The 15313-nt window shown below is 72.0% G+C and carries 10 protein-coding genes, 2 tRNA genes and 1 pseudogene; 3 read left to right on the top strand and 10 right to left on the bottom strand.

What is annotated here, in order from left to right; translation table 11 throughout:
- Nucleotides 1–171 precede the first annotated feature (171 nt).
- The 3 genes from ACZ4MH_RS05925 to ACZ4MH_RS05935 all read right to left on the bottom strand — a co-directional run bounded on the left by ACZ4MH_RS05925 (nucleotide 172) and on the right by ACZ4MH_RS05935 (nucleotide 6210).
- The gene (locus ACZ4MH_RS05925) at nucleotides 172–912 is read right to left on the bottom strand and encodes a TraB/GumN family protein (RefSeq protein WP_351593795.1); all 741 of its coding nucleotides are present in this window, start codon (nucleotides 910–912) and stop codon (nucleotides 172–174) included.
- Nucleotides 913–1074: 162 nt separating this feature from the next.
- Complete coding sequence (leuS, locus tag ACZ4MH_RS05930; protein WP_351593792.1) at nucleotides 1075–3954, bottom strand: leucine--tRNA ligase; 2880 nt, start codon at nucleotides 3952–3954, stop codon at nucleotides 1075–1077.
- Nucleotides 3955–4257: 303 nt separating this feature from the next.
- Nucleotides 4258–6210, bottom strand: a complete 1953-nt coding sequence (locus ACZ4MH_RS05935; RefSeq protein ID WP_351593789.1) for a S53 family peptidase — start codon at nucleotides 6208–6210, stop codon at nucleotides 4258–4260.
- A 342-nt stretch (nucleotides 6211–6552) separates the two neighbouring features.
- Here ACZ4MH_RS05935 and ACZ4MH_RS05940 point away from each other — a divergent pair, with 342 nt between their 5' ends.
- Together ACZ4MH_RS05940 and ACZ4MH_RS05945 are read left to right on the top strand one after the other, a co-directional pair.
- The gene (locus tag ACZ4MH_RS05940) at nucleotides 6553–7692 is read left to right on the top strand and encodes a ferric reductase-like transmembrane domain-containing protein (RefSeq protein WP_351593786.1); all 1140 of its coding nucleotides are present in this window, start codon (nucleotides 6553–6555) and stop codon (nucleotides 7690–7692) included.
- A complete protein-coding gene (locus tag ACZ4MH_RS05945; protein ID WP_351593783.1) occupies nucleotides 7689–9260 on the top strand; it encodes an NADH-ubiquinone oxidoreductase-F iron-sulfur binding region domain-containing protein in 1572 nt (523 codons plus the stop codon). Before ACZ4MH_RS05940 ends, ACZ4MH_RS05945 begins: the two co-directional genes overlap by 4 nt.
- Before the next feature lie 60 nt (nucleotides 9261–9320).
- Here the strand turns inward: ACZ4MH_RS05945 and ACZ4MH_RS05950 are convergent.
- A tRNA-Ala gene (locus ACZ4MH_RS05950) sits at nucleotides 9321–9393 on the bottom strand.
- Between the two features lie 254 nt (nucleotides 9394–9647).
- On the opposite strand from ACZ4MH_RS05950, the gene ACZ4MH_RS05955 reads away from it, so the two are divergent.
- Nucleotides 9648–11105: a glycosyltransferase 87 family protein gene (locus ACZ4MH_RS05955; protein WP_351593780.1), complete on the top strand. Its 1458-nt coding sequence runs from the start codon at nucleotides 9648–9650 to the stop codon at nucleotides 11103–11105.
- Here ACZ4MH_RS05955 and phsA read toward each other — a convergent pair.
- From phsA to rsfS, 6 genes and pseudogenes are all read right to left on the bottom strand, one after another.
- Nucleotides 11071–12804: pseudogene (gene phsA / locus ACZ4MH_RS05960) on the bottom strand (O-aminophenol oxidase PhsA); the annotation flags it as partial. The gene ACZ4MH_RS05955 and the pseudogene phsA sit on opposite strands and share 35 nt — an antisense overlap.
- Nucleotides 12805–13119: 315 nt before the next feature.
- The gene (locus tag ACZ4MH_RS05965; protein ID WP_351593777.1) at nucleotides 13120–13353 is read right to left on the bottom strand and encodes a hypothetical protein; all 234 of its coding nucleotides are present in this window, start codon (nucleotides 13351–13353) and stop codon (nucleotides 13120–13122) included.
- Between the two features lie 3 nt (nucleotides 13354–13356).
- On the bottom strand, nucleotides 13357–13515 hold the full coding sequence (locus tag ACZ4MH_RS05970) for a hypothetical protein (protein ID WP_351593775.1): 159 nt from the start codon (nucleotides 13513–13515) through the stop codon (nucleotides 13357–13359).
- A 257-nt stretch (nucleotides 13516–13772) separates the two neighbouring features.
- A tRNA-Ala gene (locus ACZ4MH_RS05975) sits at nucleotides 13773–13845 on the bottom strand.
- Nucleotides 13846–13990: 145 nt separating this feature from the next.
- Complete coding sequence (locus tag ACZ4MH_RS05980; protein ID WP_351593810.1) at nucleotides 13991–14644, bottom strand: histidine phosphatase family protein; 654 nt, start codon at nucleotides 14642–14644, stop codon at nucleotides 13991–13993.
- A complete protein-coding gene (gene rsfS / locus ACZ4MH_RS05985) occupies nucleotides 14641–15075 on the bottom strand; it encodes a ribosome silencing factor (RefSeq protein ID WP_351593772.1) in 435 nt (144 codons plus the stop codon). The genes ACZ4MH_RS05980 and rsfS overlap by 4 nt, the downstream gene beginning before the upstream one ends.
- Nucleotides 15076–15313 lie beyond the last annotated feature (238 nt).

Below are 15313 nucleotides of genomic sequence, written 5' to 3' on the forward strand. Positions count from 1 at the left end.
GGTTATCCAGAGAACCCGGTGCCCGACAGTGCGGCCCCCGTCTCAAGATCTTCTCCGATTACCCGGCGATGCGCTACAGCCAACTTCGCGCGGTCGGCGAGCTCGCCCGCCGACGCTCCGGCAGGTCCCCGGCCGGCAGCCGGCCGTATCGAGCACCGCTCTCCGCCCACGTCAGCCCGCGCTCTCCGGACGGGCCGCCTTCTCCCACGGGTACGGCCTCCGCATGCGCGGGGCCGGGGCGTCGATCGCCTGCGGGCCCTCGGGAGCAGCGGCGGTACCGGGCTCCTCCGACGGCGGCGGCCAGCTGGCGAGCGGGTCCGGCGCGGCACCCGCACCCGGCCGGGACGTGGTGTCGCACTCGTCCGGCGCCGGCGTCCAGTGCCGCAGCGCGCCCGCCTCCACGTCGATCTGTCCGGCCAGCGCCGAGAGATCGTCCTCGGCGAACTTCTGGGCGCGGTCCTGGGCCGCCCAGCGCAGCGAGTCCGCGGAGTGCGTGATCCGCTCCAGGCGTTCTCGCAGCTCAGGGAGGCAGTCGGTGATCCGCGCCCGGTCCGGCTCGCGCTCCAGGCGCTTCAGGTCGGCGTCCAGCTCGTGGCCGTGCGCGCTGAGCCGTGCGAACAAGTTCAGCGCCTCGCTCAGCGACTGGTCCTCGGGGGCGGCCTCCTGCAGCGCTTCCTGGGTGGCGCGCATCGAGGCGCGCAGGGAGAGCCGCATCTGGGCCAGCTGACCGGCCGAGCCGGACTGGGTGTACTGCCGGGCGCGCAGGGTGGTGTCCTCGACCGTGCGGCGGGCCTGGGCAACCGTACGGTCCACGCCGCGCTTGGTCGCCGAGACGACTTTGACCGTCGCGATGACCCCGGCCGCGACGAACAGCACGAAGAGCAGGGCGAGGATCGCGATCACAGCGATCATGGGCTTACCTCATGTGGGCTCGGTCGGACCGACGGACGGAAGTACTTCCTTCTCCCACCGTAAACGCCTCGGGCAGGTCGGCGGTTCCCCGAGAACCCCCAACCTGCCCGTAATGGTCATCCCCCACGCGCGCCTGCCGGGCAGGCGCGCGGGGGAACCGGATCATGCCGGAACGATGTTGACCAGCTTCGGCGCCCGCACGATCACCTTGCGGATGCCCGCGCCGCCCAGCGCCGTCACGACCGCCGGCTCGGCCAGCGCCGCCGCCTCCAGGTCCGCGTCCGAGATGGCCGGCGAGACCTCCAGGCGGGCCTTGACCTTGCCCTTGATCTGCACGACGCAGGTCACGGTCTCGTCGACGACGTACGCCGGGTCGGCCACCGGGAAGTCCGCGTGCACCACGGAGTCGGTGTGGCCCAGCTTGCGCCACAGCTCCTCACCGATGTGCGGGGCCAGCGGCGCGACCAGCAGCACCAGCTGCTCGGCGACCGCGCGCGGCACGTTGCCGCCGGCCTTCGTCAGGTGGTTGTTCAGCTCCGTGACCTTGGCGATCGCGGTGTTGAAGCGCAGCCCGGCCATGTCCTGGCCGACGCCGTCGATGGCCTTGTGCAGGGCACGCAGGGTGTCCTCGTCCGGCTCCGCGTCCGTGACGGTGACCTCGCCGGTGGCCTCGTCCACGATGTTGCGCCACAGGCGCTGCAGCAGGCGGTACTGGCCGACGACGGCGCGGGTGTCCCACGGGCGCGAGACGTCCAGCGGGCCCATCGCCATCTCGTACAGCCGCAGCGTGTCCGCGCCGTACTCCTGGCAGATCTCGTCCGGCGTGACGGCGTTCTTCAGGGACTTGCCCATCTTGCCGAGGACGCGGCTGACCTTCTCGCCCTGGTAGAAGTACCCGCCGTCGCGCTCCTCGACCTCGGCCGCCGGGACGGCGATGCCGCGCTTGTCCCGGTAGACGAACGCCTGGATCATGCCCTGGTTGTACAGCTTGTGGAACGGCTCGGCCGAGGCGATGTGCCCCAGGTCGTGCAGCACCTTGGACCAGAAGCGGGCGTACAGCAGGTGCAGCACGGCGTGCTCGGCGCCGCCCACGTACAGGTCGACACCGCCGTGCGGCTGACCGTCGCGCGGGCCCATCCAGTACTGCTCGACGGCCGGGTCGACCAGCTTCTCGTCGTTGTTCGGGTCCAGGTAGCGCAGCTCGTACCAGCAGGAACCGGCCCAGTTGGGCATGGTGTTGGTCTCGCGGCGGTAGCGCCGCACGCCCCGGCCGTCGCCCAGGTCCAGCTCGACGTTGACCCAGTCCTCGTTGCGGGACAGCGGGGTCTCCGGGGAGGTGTCCGCGTCGTCCGCGTCGAAGGTGCGCGGCGAGTAGTCCTCGACCTCGGGCAGCTCCAGCGGCAGCATCGACTCGGGCAGCGCGTGCGCCACGCCGTCCTCGTCGTACACGATCGGGAAGGGCTCGCCCCAGTAGCGCTGCCGGCTGAACAGCCAGTCGCGCAGCCGGAAGTTCACGGTGCCCTCGCCGATCCCCTGCGCGGCCAGCCACTCGGTGATCTTCGCCTTGGCCTCGGTGACGCCCAGGCCGTCCAGCGAGATGGTGTCGTCCGAGGAGTTGACGATCTTCGCGTCGTACGAGGAGAAGGCCTCGTCCCAGGTGGACGGGTCGGTGCCGCGATCGTCCGAGGGCTCGACCACGCAGCGCATGGGCAGCTCGAAGGCGCGCGCGAAAGCGAAGTCACGGGAGTCGTGCGCCGGGACCGCCATGATCGCGCCGGTGCCGTAGCCCATCAGGACGTAGTCGGCGATGAAGACCGGGACGCGCTCGCCGCTGACCGGGTTGATCGCGTACGCGCCGGTGAAGACGCCGGTCTTGTCCTTGGCCTCGGCCTGGCGCTCGACCTCCGACTTGGCGGCGGCCTGCTTGCGGTAGGCAGCGACGGCCTCGGCCGGGGTGTCGTAGCCACCGGTCCACACGTCGTGCGTGCCCTCGGGCCAGGCGTCCGGGACGATCGAGTCCTCACCGGAGACCAGCTCGTGCTCCGGGGCCAGCACCATGTAGGTCGCGCCGAACAGGGTGTCCTGGCGGGTGGTGAAGACCGTGATGTGCTGGTCCCCTACGGGGAAGTCGACCCGCGCGCCCTCGGAGCGGCCGATCCAGTTGCGCTGCTGCAGCTTGATCGCCTCGGGCCAGTCCAGCCCGTCCAGGTCCTCCAGCAGGCGGTCCGCGTAGGCCGTGATGCGCATGTTCCACTGGCGCAGCTTGGCCTTGAAGACGGGGAAGTTCCCGCGCTCGGAGCGGCCGTCGGCGGTGACCTCTTCGTTGGCCAGTACGGTGCCCAGGCCCGGGCACCAGTTGACGGGCGCGTCCGAGGCGTACGCCAGGCGGTACTCGCCCAGGACGTTGGCGCGCTCGATGGCGCTCAGGTCGGCCCACGCGCGGCCGTCGGGCGTCTCGCGCTCCCCCGCCTCGAACTGGGCGACCAGCTCGTCGATCGGGCGCGCCTTGTTGGCGTCGGTGTCGTACCAGGAGTTGAAGATCTGCAGGAAGATCCACTGGGTCCACTTGTAGTACGCCGGGTCGATCGACTCGATCGAGCGGCGCTGGTCGTGGCCCAGGCCCAGGCGGCGCAGCTGCGCCTTCATGTTGACGATGTTGGCCTCGGTGGAGACCCGCGGGTGGGTGCCCGTCTGGACGGCGTACTGCTCGGCGGGCAGGCCGAAGGCGTCGAAGCCCAGGGTGTGCAGGACGTTGTGGCCCGTCATGCGCTGGAAGCGGGCGTAGACGTCGGTGGCGATGTAGCCCAGGGGGTGGCCGACGTGCAGACCCGCACCCGAGGGGTACGGGAACATGTCCATGATGAACTTCTTGGGCTTGGCCACCTGCTCCGGGTCGCCGGCCAGGTCACCGCTGGGGTTCGGCGCCTCGTAGGTGCCGTTCGCCTCCCAGAAGTCCTGCCAGCGTGCCTCGATGTCCGCGGCCAGCGCGGCCGTATAGCGGTGCGGGGCCGCCGCCTCGGCGGCCGTGGTCGTCTCGCTCATCGTCCTCAAAGCTCCATCGATCGTCTCTGCCTGCGGAAACGCACCCCTTGCGGGCACCTTCTTGCCGGCTGGCGCCTGAAACAAAAAGGCCCCTCGCACAGGAGGGGACGCCGCGCCGATGCCGACCTGGACCCGCAGTCCGTGATCCGGTCGGTACTGATCAGCGCGGCCCGCTAAGCAGAAGGCGTACGGCACGCATGGCGTCAGGGTACCGCAGGCCACCAGGGGCCCGCGCCGAGGATTCCCCCGCGCGGGCCCCGTCCCACATGCCGGGACGGGCGAGCGCCCCGGTATGCGCGGCGCTCAGCGCCGGTAGGAGTCCACGTAACCCCGGCCCGGTGTGCCCACGCCCGTGACGTCGTCGTAGCCGACGACCGCGTGCAGCGAGCTGTCCTTGCCCAGGCTGCGCAGCGAGGTGGTCGTGCCCTCACTGGCGTCGATGCCGTTCACGTAGTCCACCCGGACCACCCCGAGGTCCCGCCCGGCACCCAGGGGGTGATCGGTGACGTCGTGGTACGCGGCGGTGCCGTACCGCTGGTAGATCCCGGGGTTGGCGAAGCCGATCGGGACACCGTGCCGGGCCTCCTGGGCCAGCGCCTGCACGCCCGCGATCACCGGCGCCGCCAGGGAGGTGCCGCCGATGCGGTACTCGTCGTACGTGAGCGAGCCGTCCGGGAGGGACTGGGTCTGGCCTACGAGAAAGCCGGTGTTCGGGTCGGCGACCGCGGCGACGTCGGGGACGGTGCGCATCGCGGTACCGCCGTTCGCCTTCGAAAGCGCGTTCGGTACGACGCCGCGCTGATAGAAGGGCTGCGCGACGGTCCTACTGGTGCCGCCGCCGGCCCCGGAGGTGAAGGCGCCGGGGAAGTCCTGCCAGCTGCCGCCGTCGGCCGCCAGATTGGCCTTCTGGGTGCCCCAGCCGGTCTCCCACAGGTACTTGTCACCCTTGCCGACGGCCAGCGCGGTGCCGCCGACGGCGGTCACCCAGGCGGAGTTCGCCGGAGTGTCGACCTGCTTGGTGCCGGTGTTGGCGACCTCGTCACCGTTGTCGCCCGAGGAGAAGTAGAAGCCGATGCCCTCGACGGCGCCCCTCTGGAAGATCTGGTCGTACGCCGCTGCCACGTCCGGGGTCTCGTTGGCCTCGATGTCGCCCCAGCTGTTCGAGACGATGTCGGCGAGCCGGCCGTCGACGATCTTGCCCAGGGAGTCCAGGAGATCGTCGTCCATGCAGGACGCGCCACCCACGTAGACGATGTCGGACTCCGGAGCGACCGCGTGCACGGCCTCGACGTCGAGGGTCTCCTCCCCGTACCACCCGGCCGCGTCGCACTCCTTGATGTGCGTGTACTTCTTGGGCAGCACCTGGGAGAGCTGCCCCTTCGTGTACCCGGCGTCCCCGTTGCGGTCGGCGTACTTACGGGCGTCGGCGGCGATGGTCGGCGAGGCGTACGCATCGGTTATCGCCACCGTGACGCCCTTACCGGTGCGCTTGCCCGCTCCGTAGGCGGCGCGCAGCTGCTTGCCCGTGTAGCCCTTCACGGCGTACGGCTGCTTGGCCCCGTAAGCGGAGGGCAGGTCCTTGTTCGTCCTCGAGCCGTAGTAGCTGGAGAACGGGCCGGAGTTGCGGAAGATCTGACTGGGCGGCGGCAGCTGGGCATGGTGCTGCGCCATGTGCGGCGCGTTGTCCAGACCGGTGACCGTGAGGACCGCACCGTGCAGCGACTCCGGGGCGGAGGCGGTGCGCGACGGGGCGTGGTAAGTGTGTCCACCCTTGCGGTAGTTGTGCAGGTCCGTGGCGAACGCGCGCTCCACTTCCGAAGTGGTGCCGGCCACGGTGAGGGAACGGCGGTCGGTGGCGGTGACCTTCAGGCCGGCCCCCGTCAGCCAGTCGGTGACCGCGGATATCTGTTCACGGGTGGCGCCGAAACGTGCCTGCGCGCGGTCGGCGCTCAGGTACTTCCCGTACGAGGCGGAGGACGGGTCCGAGACGGCCCTGGCGTAGGCCGCGAGGCCCTCGGCGTCCCGTCCGGCCAGGAACACCCGGGCGGTGACCCGGTCGGCGTTCCTGGTGCTGCCGCGGTCGGCCTGCTGGGTGGCCCACTGCGGCTTCGTGCCGTGCAGCGTGTCCCGGCCGTCGTGGCCGGCGGCACCGGCGGCGGGCGTACCGAGCGCCAGCGCGCCGGCGACCAGCGGCAGCGTCGCCGCCGCGGCCAGCCCGGCGCGTCCCCGACGCGCTCTGGAGCGGCTTGATCTCATGAAACCCCCTGCGATGCGATGCGTCGCGTGCGGTGCACGCGGTCTCCGCGGTGGCGCACGGTGTACGCGGTGGCGGCCACACGCACGCGCTGCGTCACTCTTTCGATGATCTGTTCACGTCAGGGGCATGGGATGACCAAGAAGCACCCAAGGACGGACAAGAAATAGCCATGGAAAGTGCATCAAATGGCCTGTATGCACACGGCAATTCGCGTGTACAGAAGGGCGACCGAGCTGGTGTGCGGGGCGCGAACGGACCGACGTTAGCAGCGGGTCACGCCGGGCGGGCGGGATACGCGAAGGCCGCCGCGGGCCCTCGCGACGGCCCCTAGCTTGCCGGGCATGCAACCGCTCACGGGCCCGGCGGCGCGCCGAGCGGCCCGCACCCGCCGCCCCCGCCGCTTACGCCTCCCCCACCGTCTCCAGAGGCCACGCCCCGCGCTCACCACCGGGGCCGGCGCCGTACTGGTCCTCCCCCTCCTCGGCGCGGCCCCCGCCTTCCGCGCGTTCTTCGACTACACCGCCGGGGTCCTCACGCTCGTCTCGCTCACCGCCGCCGTGGTCTGGGGCCTGCTCGCGGCCGGCCGCACCGTACTGGCGCCGCGCAGCAGGCTCCTGGCGCAGGGCGTCCACCGGGCGCTCGCCACCGCCTCGCTCGGCTTCCTTGTGCTGCACATCGCGGTCAAGGTGGCCGAGACGCACGCCCTGTTCTCGGACGCGTTCCTGCCCTTCGCCTCCGTGGTGCTCGGCGGGCCCGTCGCGCCCGGCACCGCACCGCTCATCGGGTTCGGCACCCTGGCCGGGCTGCTGATGGTGCTGGCCGCCGCGACCGGGGCACTGCGCAGCGCGTTCGCGGGGCGCGGGCGCGTCTCCGGGCGCTGGCGCGCCCTGCACACCAGCGCGTACGCCGCGTGGTGCCTGGCCCTCCTGCACGGTCTCAAGTCCGGTCGCGCGCCTTCGGGGTGGGTCACCACCGGGTACGTGCTCTCCCTTGCGGCGGTCATGGGCGCGCTGCTGGCTCGTCTGTTGTTCACCCCGTGTGCGGAGTTCCCGTACTTCGTACTGCGGCGGGAGCTGCCGTTCCGGTCACGAAAGCGGGACCGGCAGCGGGCGGTGCGCAGGGGGGCGGGCCGTACGGACACGCGCTCCGCCTCCGAGGCACCGGGAGTGGCTGCCTCTGTTGGCGCCCATGCGGGCGACGGGCGACCTACGGGGGCGGCGACCACCCCACCAGGGGACGCGCGGGAAGCGCCTTCTTGGGCTGCGCTGGCCGACGCCCCTACAGAGACACTCCCCTACGTCACCGACGCACCACCCCTGGCCCTCGGAGCGGACGGGGCACCCACGGAACGCATTCCCTTCGCCGGCTTCGACGCCGCCCCCGAGTGGGGCGGTCCACCCACTCTGGTGCAGCCCCGGCCCTCCGACACTCACACCGAGGGCGCGCCTCTCCCCCACGCCCCGAACGGCCGGACCTCATGACCAGTACCGCGCTGGTCCCGTATACGGGCGGTGGGCCGCTGCCCGATGTGCCCGGCGTACGCGTACTCGGGCTGCCGCGGCTGTGCGCCGGATTCGACGAGGCCGAACGGCTGGACCGCAAGCGGCACCTGCTCCTCCACGGCTCACTGCCCGCGCTCTCCGGGGAGCGGCTGGCCGCCGTCGCCGAGGCCGTGGCGCTGCGAGGCCGGGGCGGCGCCGGATTCCCGCTCGCGCGCAAGCTGACGGCCGTCGCCGACGCCGCGGCCCGCCGCGGGGTGCGCCCCGTCGTCGTGGTCAACGGCTGCGAGGGCGAACCCGCCTGCCGCAAGGACACCGTGCTGCTGTGCCGTGCGCCACACCTCGTCCTGGACGGCGCGCTGCTGGCCGCCGCGGCGCTCGGCGCGCACCTCCTGGTCGTCGGCGTGACGAAGGCCACGACGAAGAACTCCGTACGGGAAGCCCTCGCCGAACGAGGGCTGGGGCGCAGGCGACGTGGGCGTGCGCTGCGCGCACAGGTCGTGCGCTCCCCCGAGCGCCTGGTGTCCGGGGAGGCGTCCGCGCTGATCCGGGCCGCCGAGGGCGGGCCGCCGGTACCGCCGGGCCGCCGGGCACGGGCCGCCGAATCGGGCCTGGGCGGCGCGCCCACGCTGCTCTCCAACGCCGAGACCTTCGCCCAACTCGCCGTCGCCGCCCGCCTCGGCCCCGACCGCTACGCCTCCACGGGTCTCCCCGGCGAGCCGGGCACGCTCCTGCTGACGGTCTCCGGCGCGGTCCCCGCCCCCGCCGTCGTCGAGGTCCCCTCCGGTGTGCCGCTGCCGTACGTACTGCAGGCGTGCGGCGCGGAACCGGCACCGTCCGGCGTCCTGGTCGGCGGCTATCACGGCGCCTGGCTGGACCCGGCCACCGCGTACGGGACGCCGCTGTCGCGCGAGGCGCTGGCGGCCCGCGGCGGGGCGCTGGGCGCCGGGGCGGTGCTGCCGCTGTCCACGCGGACGTGCCCGCTGGGCGAGGCGCTGCGGATCGCGCGGTGGCTGGCGGCGGAGTCGGCGGGGCAGTGCGGCCCGTGCCGGCTGGGGCTGCCGTCGCTCGCGGAGATGCTCGCGGACGCGCTGGGCGGCGGCGGGCAGCCGGCCCTGGAGGCGGTACAGGAAGCGGCGCGCGGCGTACGGGGGCGGGGCGCGTGCAAACACCCCGACGGTGCGGCGCGGTTCGTACTGTCGGCGCTCACCGCGTTCCCCGACGACCTGGCCGCGCACGTCCTGGGCGACGGCTGCGGGCGGCCCACGGTCGGGCTGCTGCCGCTGCCGCGCGAGGAGGGCGCTGGGGCGGCGACCGGCGCCGGAGAGGACGCCGGGGCCATCGGTGCCGCCGGGGAGCGGCTGGCGGTGGACTGGACGCTGTGCGAGGGGCACGGGCTGTGCGCGGGGCTGCTGCCCGAGGCCGTACGGCTCGACCGGGACGGCTTCCCCGTACTGTCCGACGACGTACTCCCGGGGGCGCTGCGCGCCCGCGCACAACGCGCCGTACGCCGCTGCCCAGCCCTCGCGCTCCGACTCGAGAAGCCGTGACGGCGGGCGGGGATACGACAAAGCGGCCCGTCCTCTTCGGACGGGCCGCTCTGATCACTGTGGAGCTAAGGAGAATTGAACTCCTGACCTCCTGCATGCCATGCAGGCGCTCTACCAACTGAGCTATAGCCCCGTGTTCTGTTGTCGTCTCCGGAAGTTTTCCTCGGGGGTTTCCCTCGCGGCGACATCGACTACATTACACGGCTGCCCCGGGCTTCTGCCAAATCGCTTTCCCGGGTCCCTGCGGCGGCGGTCTGCCGAAGATCTCCGAGGAGCCGGAGCGGCAGCCGGGACGCACCCGGCGAGGCACTCGGCGACGCACTCGGCGACGCACTCGGCAGCGGTACTGTCGACAATCCGTGCTCGAAGGAAACCGGGGGCCTGGACGTGACCGCGCCGAAGCTCGACCAATCCGTCGGACGCCGCGGCCCGTCCTCCCGTGAGGGCGTCCACCGCCGCCGCGTCCTGGCGGCCGCACTGGCCTGTGCCCTGTCCTTCACGGTCTTCTGGATCGCCCAGCGGCTGGCCGCCGTGACCATGCTCGACCTCATGGTCTACCGCGCCGAGGGCTGGACCGCCCGCACCGGCGGCGACCTCTACGACATGCTCGCCACCTCCGCGCGGCTGCCCAACACCTACCCGCCCTTCGCCTCCCTGCTGTTCCTGCCGCTGACCTTCCTCGGCGTACCGGAGATGCGCACGCTCGCCACGCTCGGCAACCTGCTGCTCCTGGTCGCCGTGGTGCACCTCACCCTGCGCCTGACCGGCCTGCCCTCGCTCGCGCGCGGAACCCGCGCCCCCCGGACACGGCAGGCCGCCGCGACGCTCGCCCTCTCCGCGCTGCTGGTCTGGTGCGAGCCCGTGTGGACCACGCTGCGCTACGGGCAGATCAACCTCCTCCTCACCGTCCTCGTGCTCTGGGACGTCACCCGCCGGGACACCAACCGCTGGGCCGGCATCGGCATCGGCATCGCCGCCGGGATCAAGCTCACGCCCGCCCTCTTCGCCGTGTGGCTCGCGCTGGCCGGGCTGCTGCGCGCCCGCCGGCTGTACGAGCCCGGGCAGGGGCTGCGCGGCACCTGGAACCCCTGGCTGCGCCAGGCATGCGTCGCGGTCCTGTCCTTCCTCGGCACCGTCCTCCTCTCCGCACTGGTCCTGCCCCGTGACTCGGCCCGCTTCTGGACCGAGATCGTCTTCGCCTCCGACCGGCCGGGCGACGTGGAGATCACCGCCAACCAGTCGCTGCGCGGCGTCCTCGCCCGGCTGCTGCACACCCCCGACACCGGACTGTGGTGGCCCGCCGCCGCGGCCGCGGCGGCGATCGCGGGGCTGGCCGTCGCCACCACCGCCCTGCTGCGCGGGGAGCGCGCCTGGGCGGCCGTGGTCTGCGCCACCACCGCGCTGCTGGTCAGCCCGGTCTCCTGGTCGCACCACTGGGTGTGGGCCGTACCGATGCTGATCCTGCTCGGCACCGAGGCGGTGCGCCGCGGCGGCCGGGCCACCCGGACGGGCCGCCGGCTGTGGACCGCCGCCGCAGCCCTCGGGCTGCTCTTCGCCTCCTTCGCTCTGTGGTGGGTGCCGCACCGCCCGCACAGCCACGCGGAACTGCACCAGAACGGCGGCCAGATGCTGCTCTCGGCCGGCTACCCGATCGCCGGTGTCGCGCTCCTGCTGCTGGCCGCCGCCCGCCTGCGCCGGACCGCCGCGCCCGGTGTCAGTGCGCCCCGTGGTCGTGACCACCACCCGGGTGCTGGTGATGGAACGCCAGCACCTCCGGAGGCATCACCACGAACGGACGCATCATGCCCATGTCTTCGTGTTCCAACAGATGGCAGTGGTACATGAAGCGGCCCTTGGCGCCGTGGAACCGGCCGATCACGTTCACCATCTGCCCCGGCAGCACCTGTATGACGTCCTTCCAGCCCTGATCACCCGGGGCTATCGGCGCCTGGCCCCCGTACTCCAGCGGGCTGCGGGTGCCCCCGAGCGCGTTGTCGTACGGGCTGTCCGGCACCGCTGGGTACCGGTCGCGGCTGCGCACCTGGAAGTCGATCAGGTGGATGTGCATCGGGTGCGTGCCGGCGCCGCCGAGGTTCAGGAAGCTCCACTGCTCCCAGTCGTCGTGCCGGACCATGAAGCCGAGGGCGTCGTCGAACATCCGGGCGCCGCGCTGGTACGTACGCGTCGTGCCGTTGGCCCCCTTGACCTGGATGATCCCTTCGGACGGGATGGTGACGTCCGCCGGGTCGACCTCGTGCAGCTCCCACATCTCCGGGTGGCCGTTGCCGATCGGGCCCGGCGGGGTGAGCGCTATCAGGCGGTGCTCGTGCTTCGGTGCGGTGTCGTGGGTGATCCGCTCGAACGTCGGCGAGATCACCGCGGGCAGCACGAAGGAATCAGCCACCTTCTTCGAACCGACCCGGAACTGCATCACCTGCGGATACGCCACGCCCGCCGCGGCGTTCACCAGGCGCAGCCGCCGCCCGCGCAGCCGGCCGAAGTCGACCAGCAGGTCCATCCGCTCGGCCGGGGCCACCGACAGGGTGCCGTCGACCGGCAGCGGGCGCGGCAGCAGGCCGCCGTCCGTCCCGATCTGATGCACCGCGCCGATGACAGGCTGCCCCGTCTCCTCGTCCACCAGCTGCAGGGCGTACGTCCGGGCGTTGGAGGCGTTGAGCAGGCGGAAGCGGTACCACCTGGCATCGACGTCCACGTGCGGCCAGACCGTGCCGTTCACGAGCGTGTACGGGCCCGAGAACGGGATGGTGATGTTCTTGCCGCCGTTGTCCTTGCCGACTATGAGGGTCTTGTGGAGCAGCTGACCGGTCAGCCGGCCTTCGGCGTCCGTGTCGAGGTTGCGGTCCTGGATGATGAGCGGCATCTCCCGCCCGCCCGAGGGGAGCCGGAGCGCGTCCTCCTCGTCGTCCCGCACCAGATACATGCCGGCCAGGCCCGAGAAGACGTTCCACCGGGTGATGTCCATGGCGTGGTCGTGGTACCACCAGGTCGTCGCGCGGTGGTCGTTGGGATACTCCGAGAGCTGCGCGTCGCCGGGCGAGACGGCGTTCTCCGACCAGCCGTCGTTGCCGCCGCCGGTCACCGCGCCGTGCAGGTGGGTGACCAGCCAGGGCGGGAGTGCGGCCACGCCGGCGGTGGGCTCGGCCCCGCCGCGCCCCGGTTCGTTCAGCGGCGCGGGCACCTCGGGCGTCGCCGCCACTTCCACCGCGGTCACCGGGAAGGTGCCCGTGATGCGGTTCGTCCAGGACACCCGGAGGCGCCGACCGCGGCGCACCTCGATGGTCGGGCCCGGGAAGTGCCCTTCGTACGCCCACACTTTGGTGGGCGGCAGCTCGGAGTGCAGCCGCACCCAACTGGTCTTCTGCTCGATGGTGATGCCACGCAGGGCTTCTGCGCGACCCGGCTTGACGACAGGCGGCACGCGCAACGCGTCGACGAACGGCGTGAGTCCGGCCGCCGTGGCCTGTCCGTCCCGCTCCGCGATGGTCTCTGCCTGCGGTGCGGCCCCCACAACTGTGTCTGTCACTTGCGACCCCCGTCGCTTCCCCCGTGCCGCCGACCGTTCCGCGGCGGCAGCTCTGAGTCCTACAACGCCTCACGGTACGACCGGAGTTCCACCCTCACCGTGAATTTTCCGGCCAATCGTCCGCAGTCCGCACATAGAGGAGCGGACCGGTCCGGTCCGGGGCGTCGGAACTGAAAGTAGCTCAGGGAGCGGAAAATGCGCCGAGGTTGTGGAGAAACGGTCATTCAGAGATCGGCGGTCGTTCTCGGGCGCGGTCGTGCGCCCTCACGAAACGGAGTGACGGGCCCTCAGCGGGCCGGGCGGCAGGGCCGGTTCTCAGGCGGTGGCGAAGGAGTAGAAACGCTTCAGCGTGCAGTGCTCGTCGAGCAGGCGGCCGTAGATGGGCTCGCCGTCCAGCTCACGGTAGGTCTCGATGGGGTCGCCTTTTATGATCAGCGCCCGGGCGCATTCCTCGCACCAGTACTGGAATTCGGGGTTCAGCGGCTCCATGTCGCGAACGATGGGCGTACCGCTGCCGCACCAGTCGCACTTCCGGCTGTGTGCCCCCATCAGTCAGCTCCAGCTGTGGCCGCAGGCCGTGCAGACGAACGAGACGCCACCGTCGTCACCCAGCATCTGCGCCACGTGAGGCGAGCCGCAGGAAGGGCACTGCAGCGCGGAGGTGGCCACGCCGAGCAGGTCGCGGACCTCCTCGATGATGCTCGTGGGCATCGCGTTCTCTCCTCCCCTGCCGGCGCCGTCCGATTCTGCCACGGACCGACGACCAGGTCAGGCCCGCAGCCCTACGAGTACGGACGGGCTGCCCGCTACCGCCGCGCAGCCGAGCACGAGGCGTTGCGCGGGCACTCACCCCGGCGCGCACAGCGACGCACGCGCCCCGAAAGCCCCGAAACAGCAGTGATCCCGCCTCCTGGTGAGGCGGAGAACAGTCTCTCCGTCTCCGCCAGAGGGCGGGATCATCCGGGTTGTGGAGCTAAGGAGAATTGAACTCCTGACCTCCTGCATGCCATGCAGGCGCTCTACCAACTGAGCTATAGCCCCGGGTCTTGTTCCGCCCCTCCGGGTTTCCCCCGGCGGCGCCGCGAACAAGAAGAACTTTAGCCTGCGACCTGCCCAGATGTGAAATCCGGGTCCGGCCGGCCGCCGGACGGCCCCCGGAGAGCCGCCGCCGGCCCGGCCCGCGGCGTCAGTCGTCGTCGCCCAGCACCGGCTCGGGAAGCGTGCCGGCGTTGTGCTCCAGCAGGCGCCAGCCCCGGGCGCCCTCCCCCAGGACGGACCAGCAGCAGTTCGACAGGCCGCCCAGGCCCTCCCAGTGGTGCGGCTCCAGGCCCAGCAGCCGCCCGATCGTCGTACGGATCGTGCCGCCGTGGCTGACCACGACCAGGGTGCCCCCGTCGGGCAGCTTGTCGGCGGCCAGCCCCACGACCGGCGCCGCACGGTCCGCGACCTCGGTCTCCAGCTCACCGCCGCCGCGGCGCACCGGCTCGCCGCGCTTCCAGGCGGCGTACTGCTCGGGGTACTGCGCCACGATCTCCTCGTGGGTCAGGCCCTGCCAGGCACCCGCGTACGTCTCGCGCAGCGCCTCGTCGTGCGTCACGTCCAGGCGTGTGACGGCGGACAGCTCGGCGGCCGTCCGCGCCGCCCGCTGCAGGTCCGAAGCGATGATCGCGTCCGGCTGCAGGGCGGCGAGCAGCCGCGCGGCGCGGCGGGCCTGCTCGACGCCCGCCTCGGTCAGCTCGATGTCCGTGGAGCCCTGGAAGCGGCGCTCCAGATTCCAGGCGGTCTGGCCGTGCCGCCACAGGACGATCCTGCGGCCACGGCCCCCCTTCGTGCCGTTCAGTGCAGCTCTCCGTCCTGCTCGGCGGTGGTCTCCTCGGCGTGCGCGGCCGCCTTGCCGCGGGTCGCCTTGGCGTCCTCGGGCAGCTCGATCTCGGGGCAGTCCTTCCACAGACGCTCCAGCGCGTAGAAGACGCGCTCCTCGCTGTGCTGGACGTGGACGACGATGTCGACGTAGTCCAGGAGCACCCAGCGGGCCTCGCGGTCGCCTTCGCGGCGCACCGGTTTGGCGCCCAGTTCCTTGCTCAGCCGCTCTTCGATCTCGTCGACGATCGACTTGACCTGGCGGTCGTTGGGCGCCGACGCCAGCAGGAAGGCGTCGGTGATCGAGAGGACGTCGCTGACGTCGTACGCGATGATGTCGTGCGCGAGCTTGTCGGCGGCCGCCTGCGCGGCGGCGGTGATGAGCTCGGTGGAGCGGTCCGTGGCGGTCACAAGCCAAACTTCCGGGTCGATGGCGACGCTGCCCGGCCCCGTCCGCGGGAAACCCCGTCGGCCGCGGCCGAGTCAGCGGTCAAGTACCCCTCAAGGGTCTCACGGACCGCTGACACCCCGGCGGGCTTGTGGACAACGGGGCATCCGAGCTGGTCAGAGGGGGGACGGGCCTGCGGCGGAAGCGGCGGGACGCGGGCGGTGGAGACGGCAGGATGCCGACGGCAGGCAGAGCCTTGGC

This window comes from Streptomyces sp. NPDC026301 (assembly GCF_055567935.1).

Excerpts from the sequence above, each read along its gene's own strand:
- ACZ4MH_RS05970 (WP_351593775.1), bottom strand. The coding sequence starts at position 13,515 with ATGCCCACGAGCATCATCGAGGAGGTCCGCGACCTGCTCGGCGTGGCC.
- leuS (WP_351593792.1), bottom strand. The coding sequence starts at position 3,954 with ATGAGCGAGACGACCACGGCCGCCGAGGCGGCGGCCCCGCACCGCTAT.
- ACZ4MH_RS05945 (WP_351593783.1), top strand. The coding sequence starts at position 7,689 with ATGACCAGTACCGCGCTGGTCCCGTATACGGGCGGTGGGCCGCTGCCC.
- ACZ4MH_RS05925 (WP_351593795.1), bottom strand. The coding sequence starts at position 912 with ATGATCGCTGTGATCGCGATCCTCGCCCTGCTCTTCGTGCTGTTCGTC.
- ACZ4MH_RS05935 (WP_351593789.1), bottom strand. The coding sequence starts at position 6,210 with ATGAGATCAAGCCGCTCCAGAGCGCGTCGGGGACGCGCCGGGCTGGCC.
- ACZ4MH_RS05940 (WP_351593786.1), top strand. The coding sequence starts at position 6,553 with ATGCAACCGCTCACGGGCCCGGCGGCGCGCCGAGCGGCCCGCACCCGC.
- ACZ4MH_RS05965 (WP_351593777.1), bottom strand. The coding sequence starts at position 13,353 with ATGGGGGCACACAGCCGGAAGTGCGACTGGTGCGGCAGCGGTACGCCC.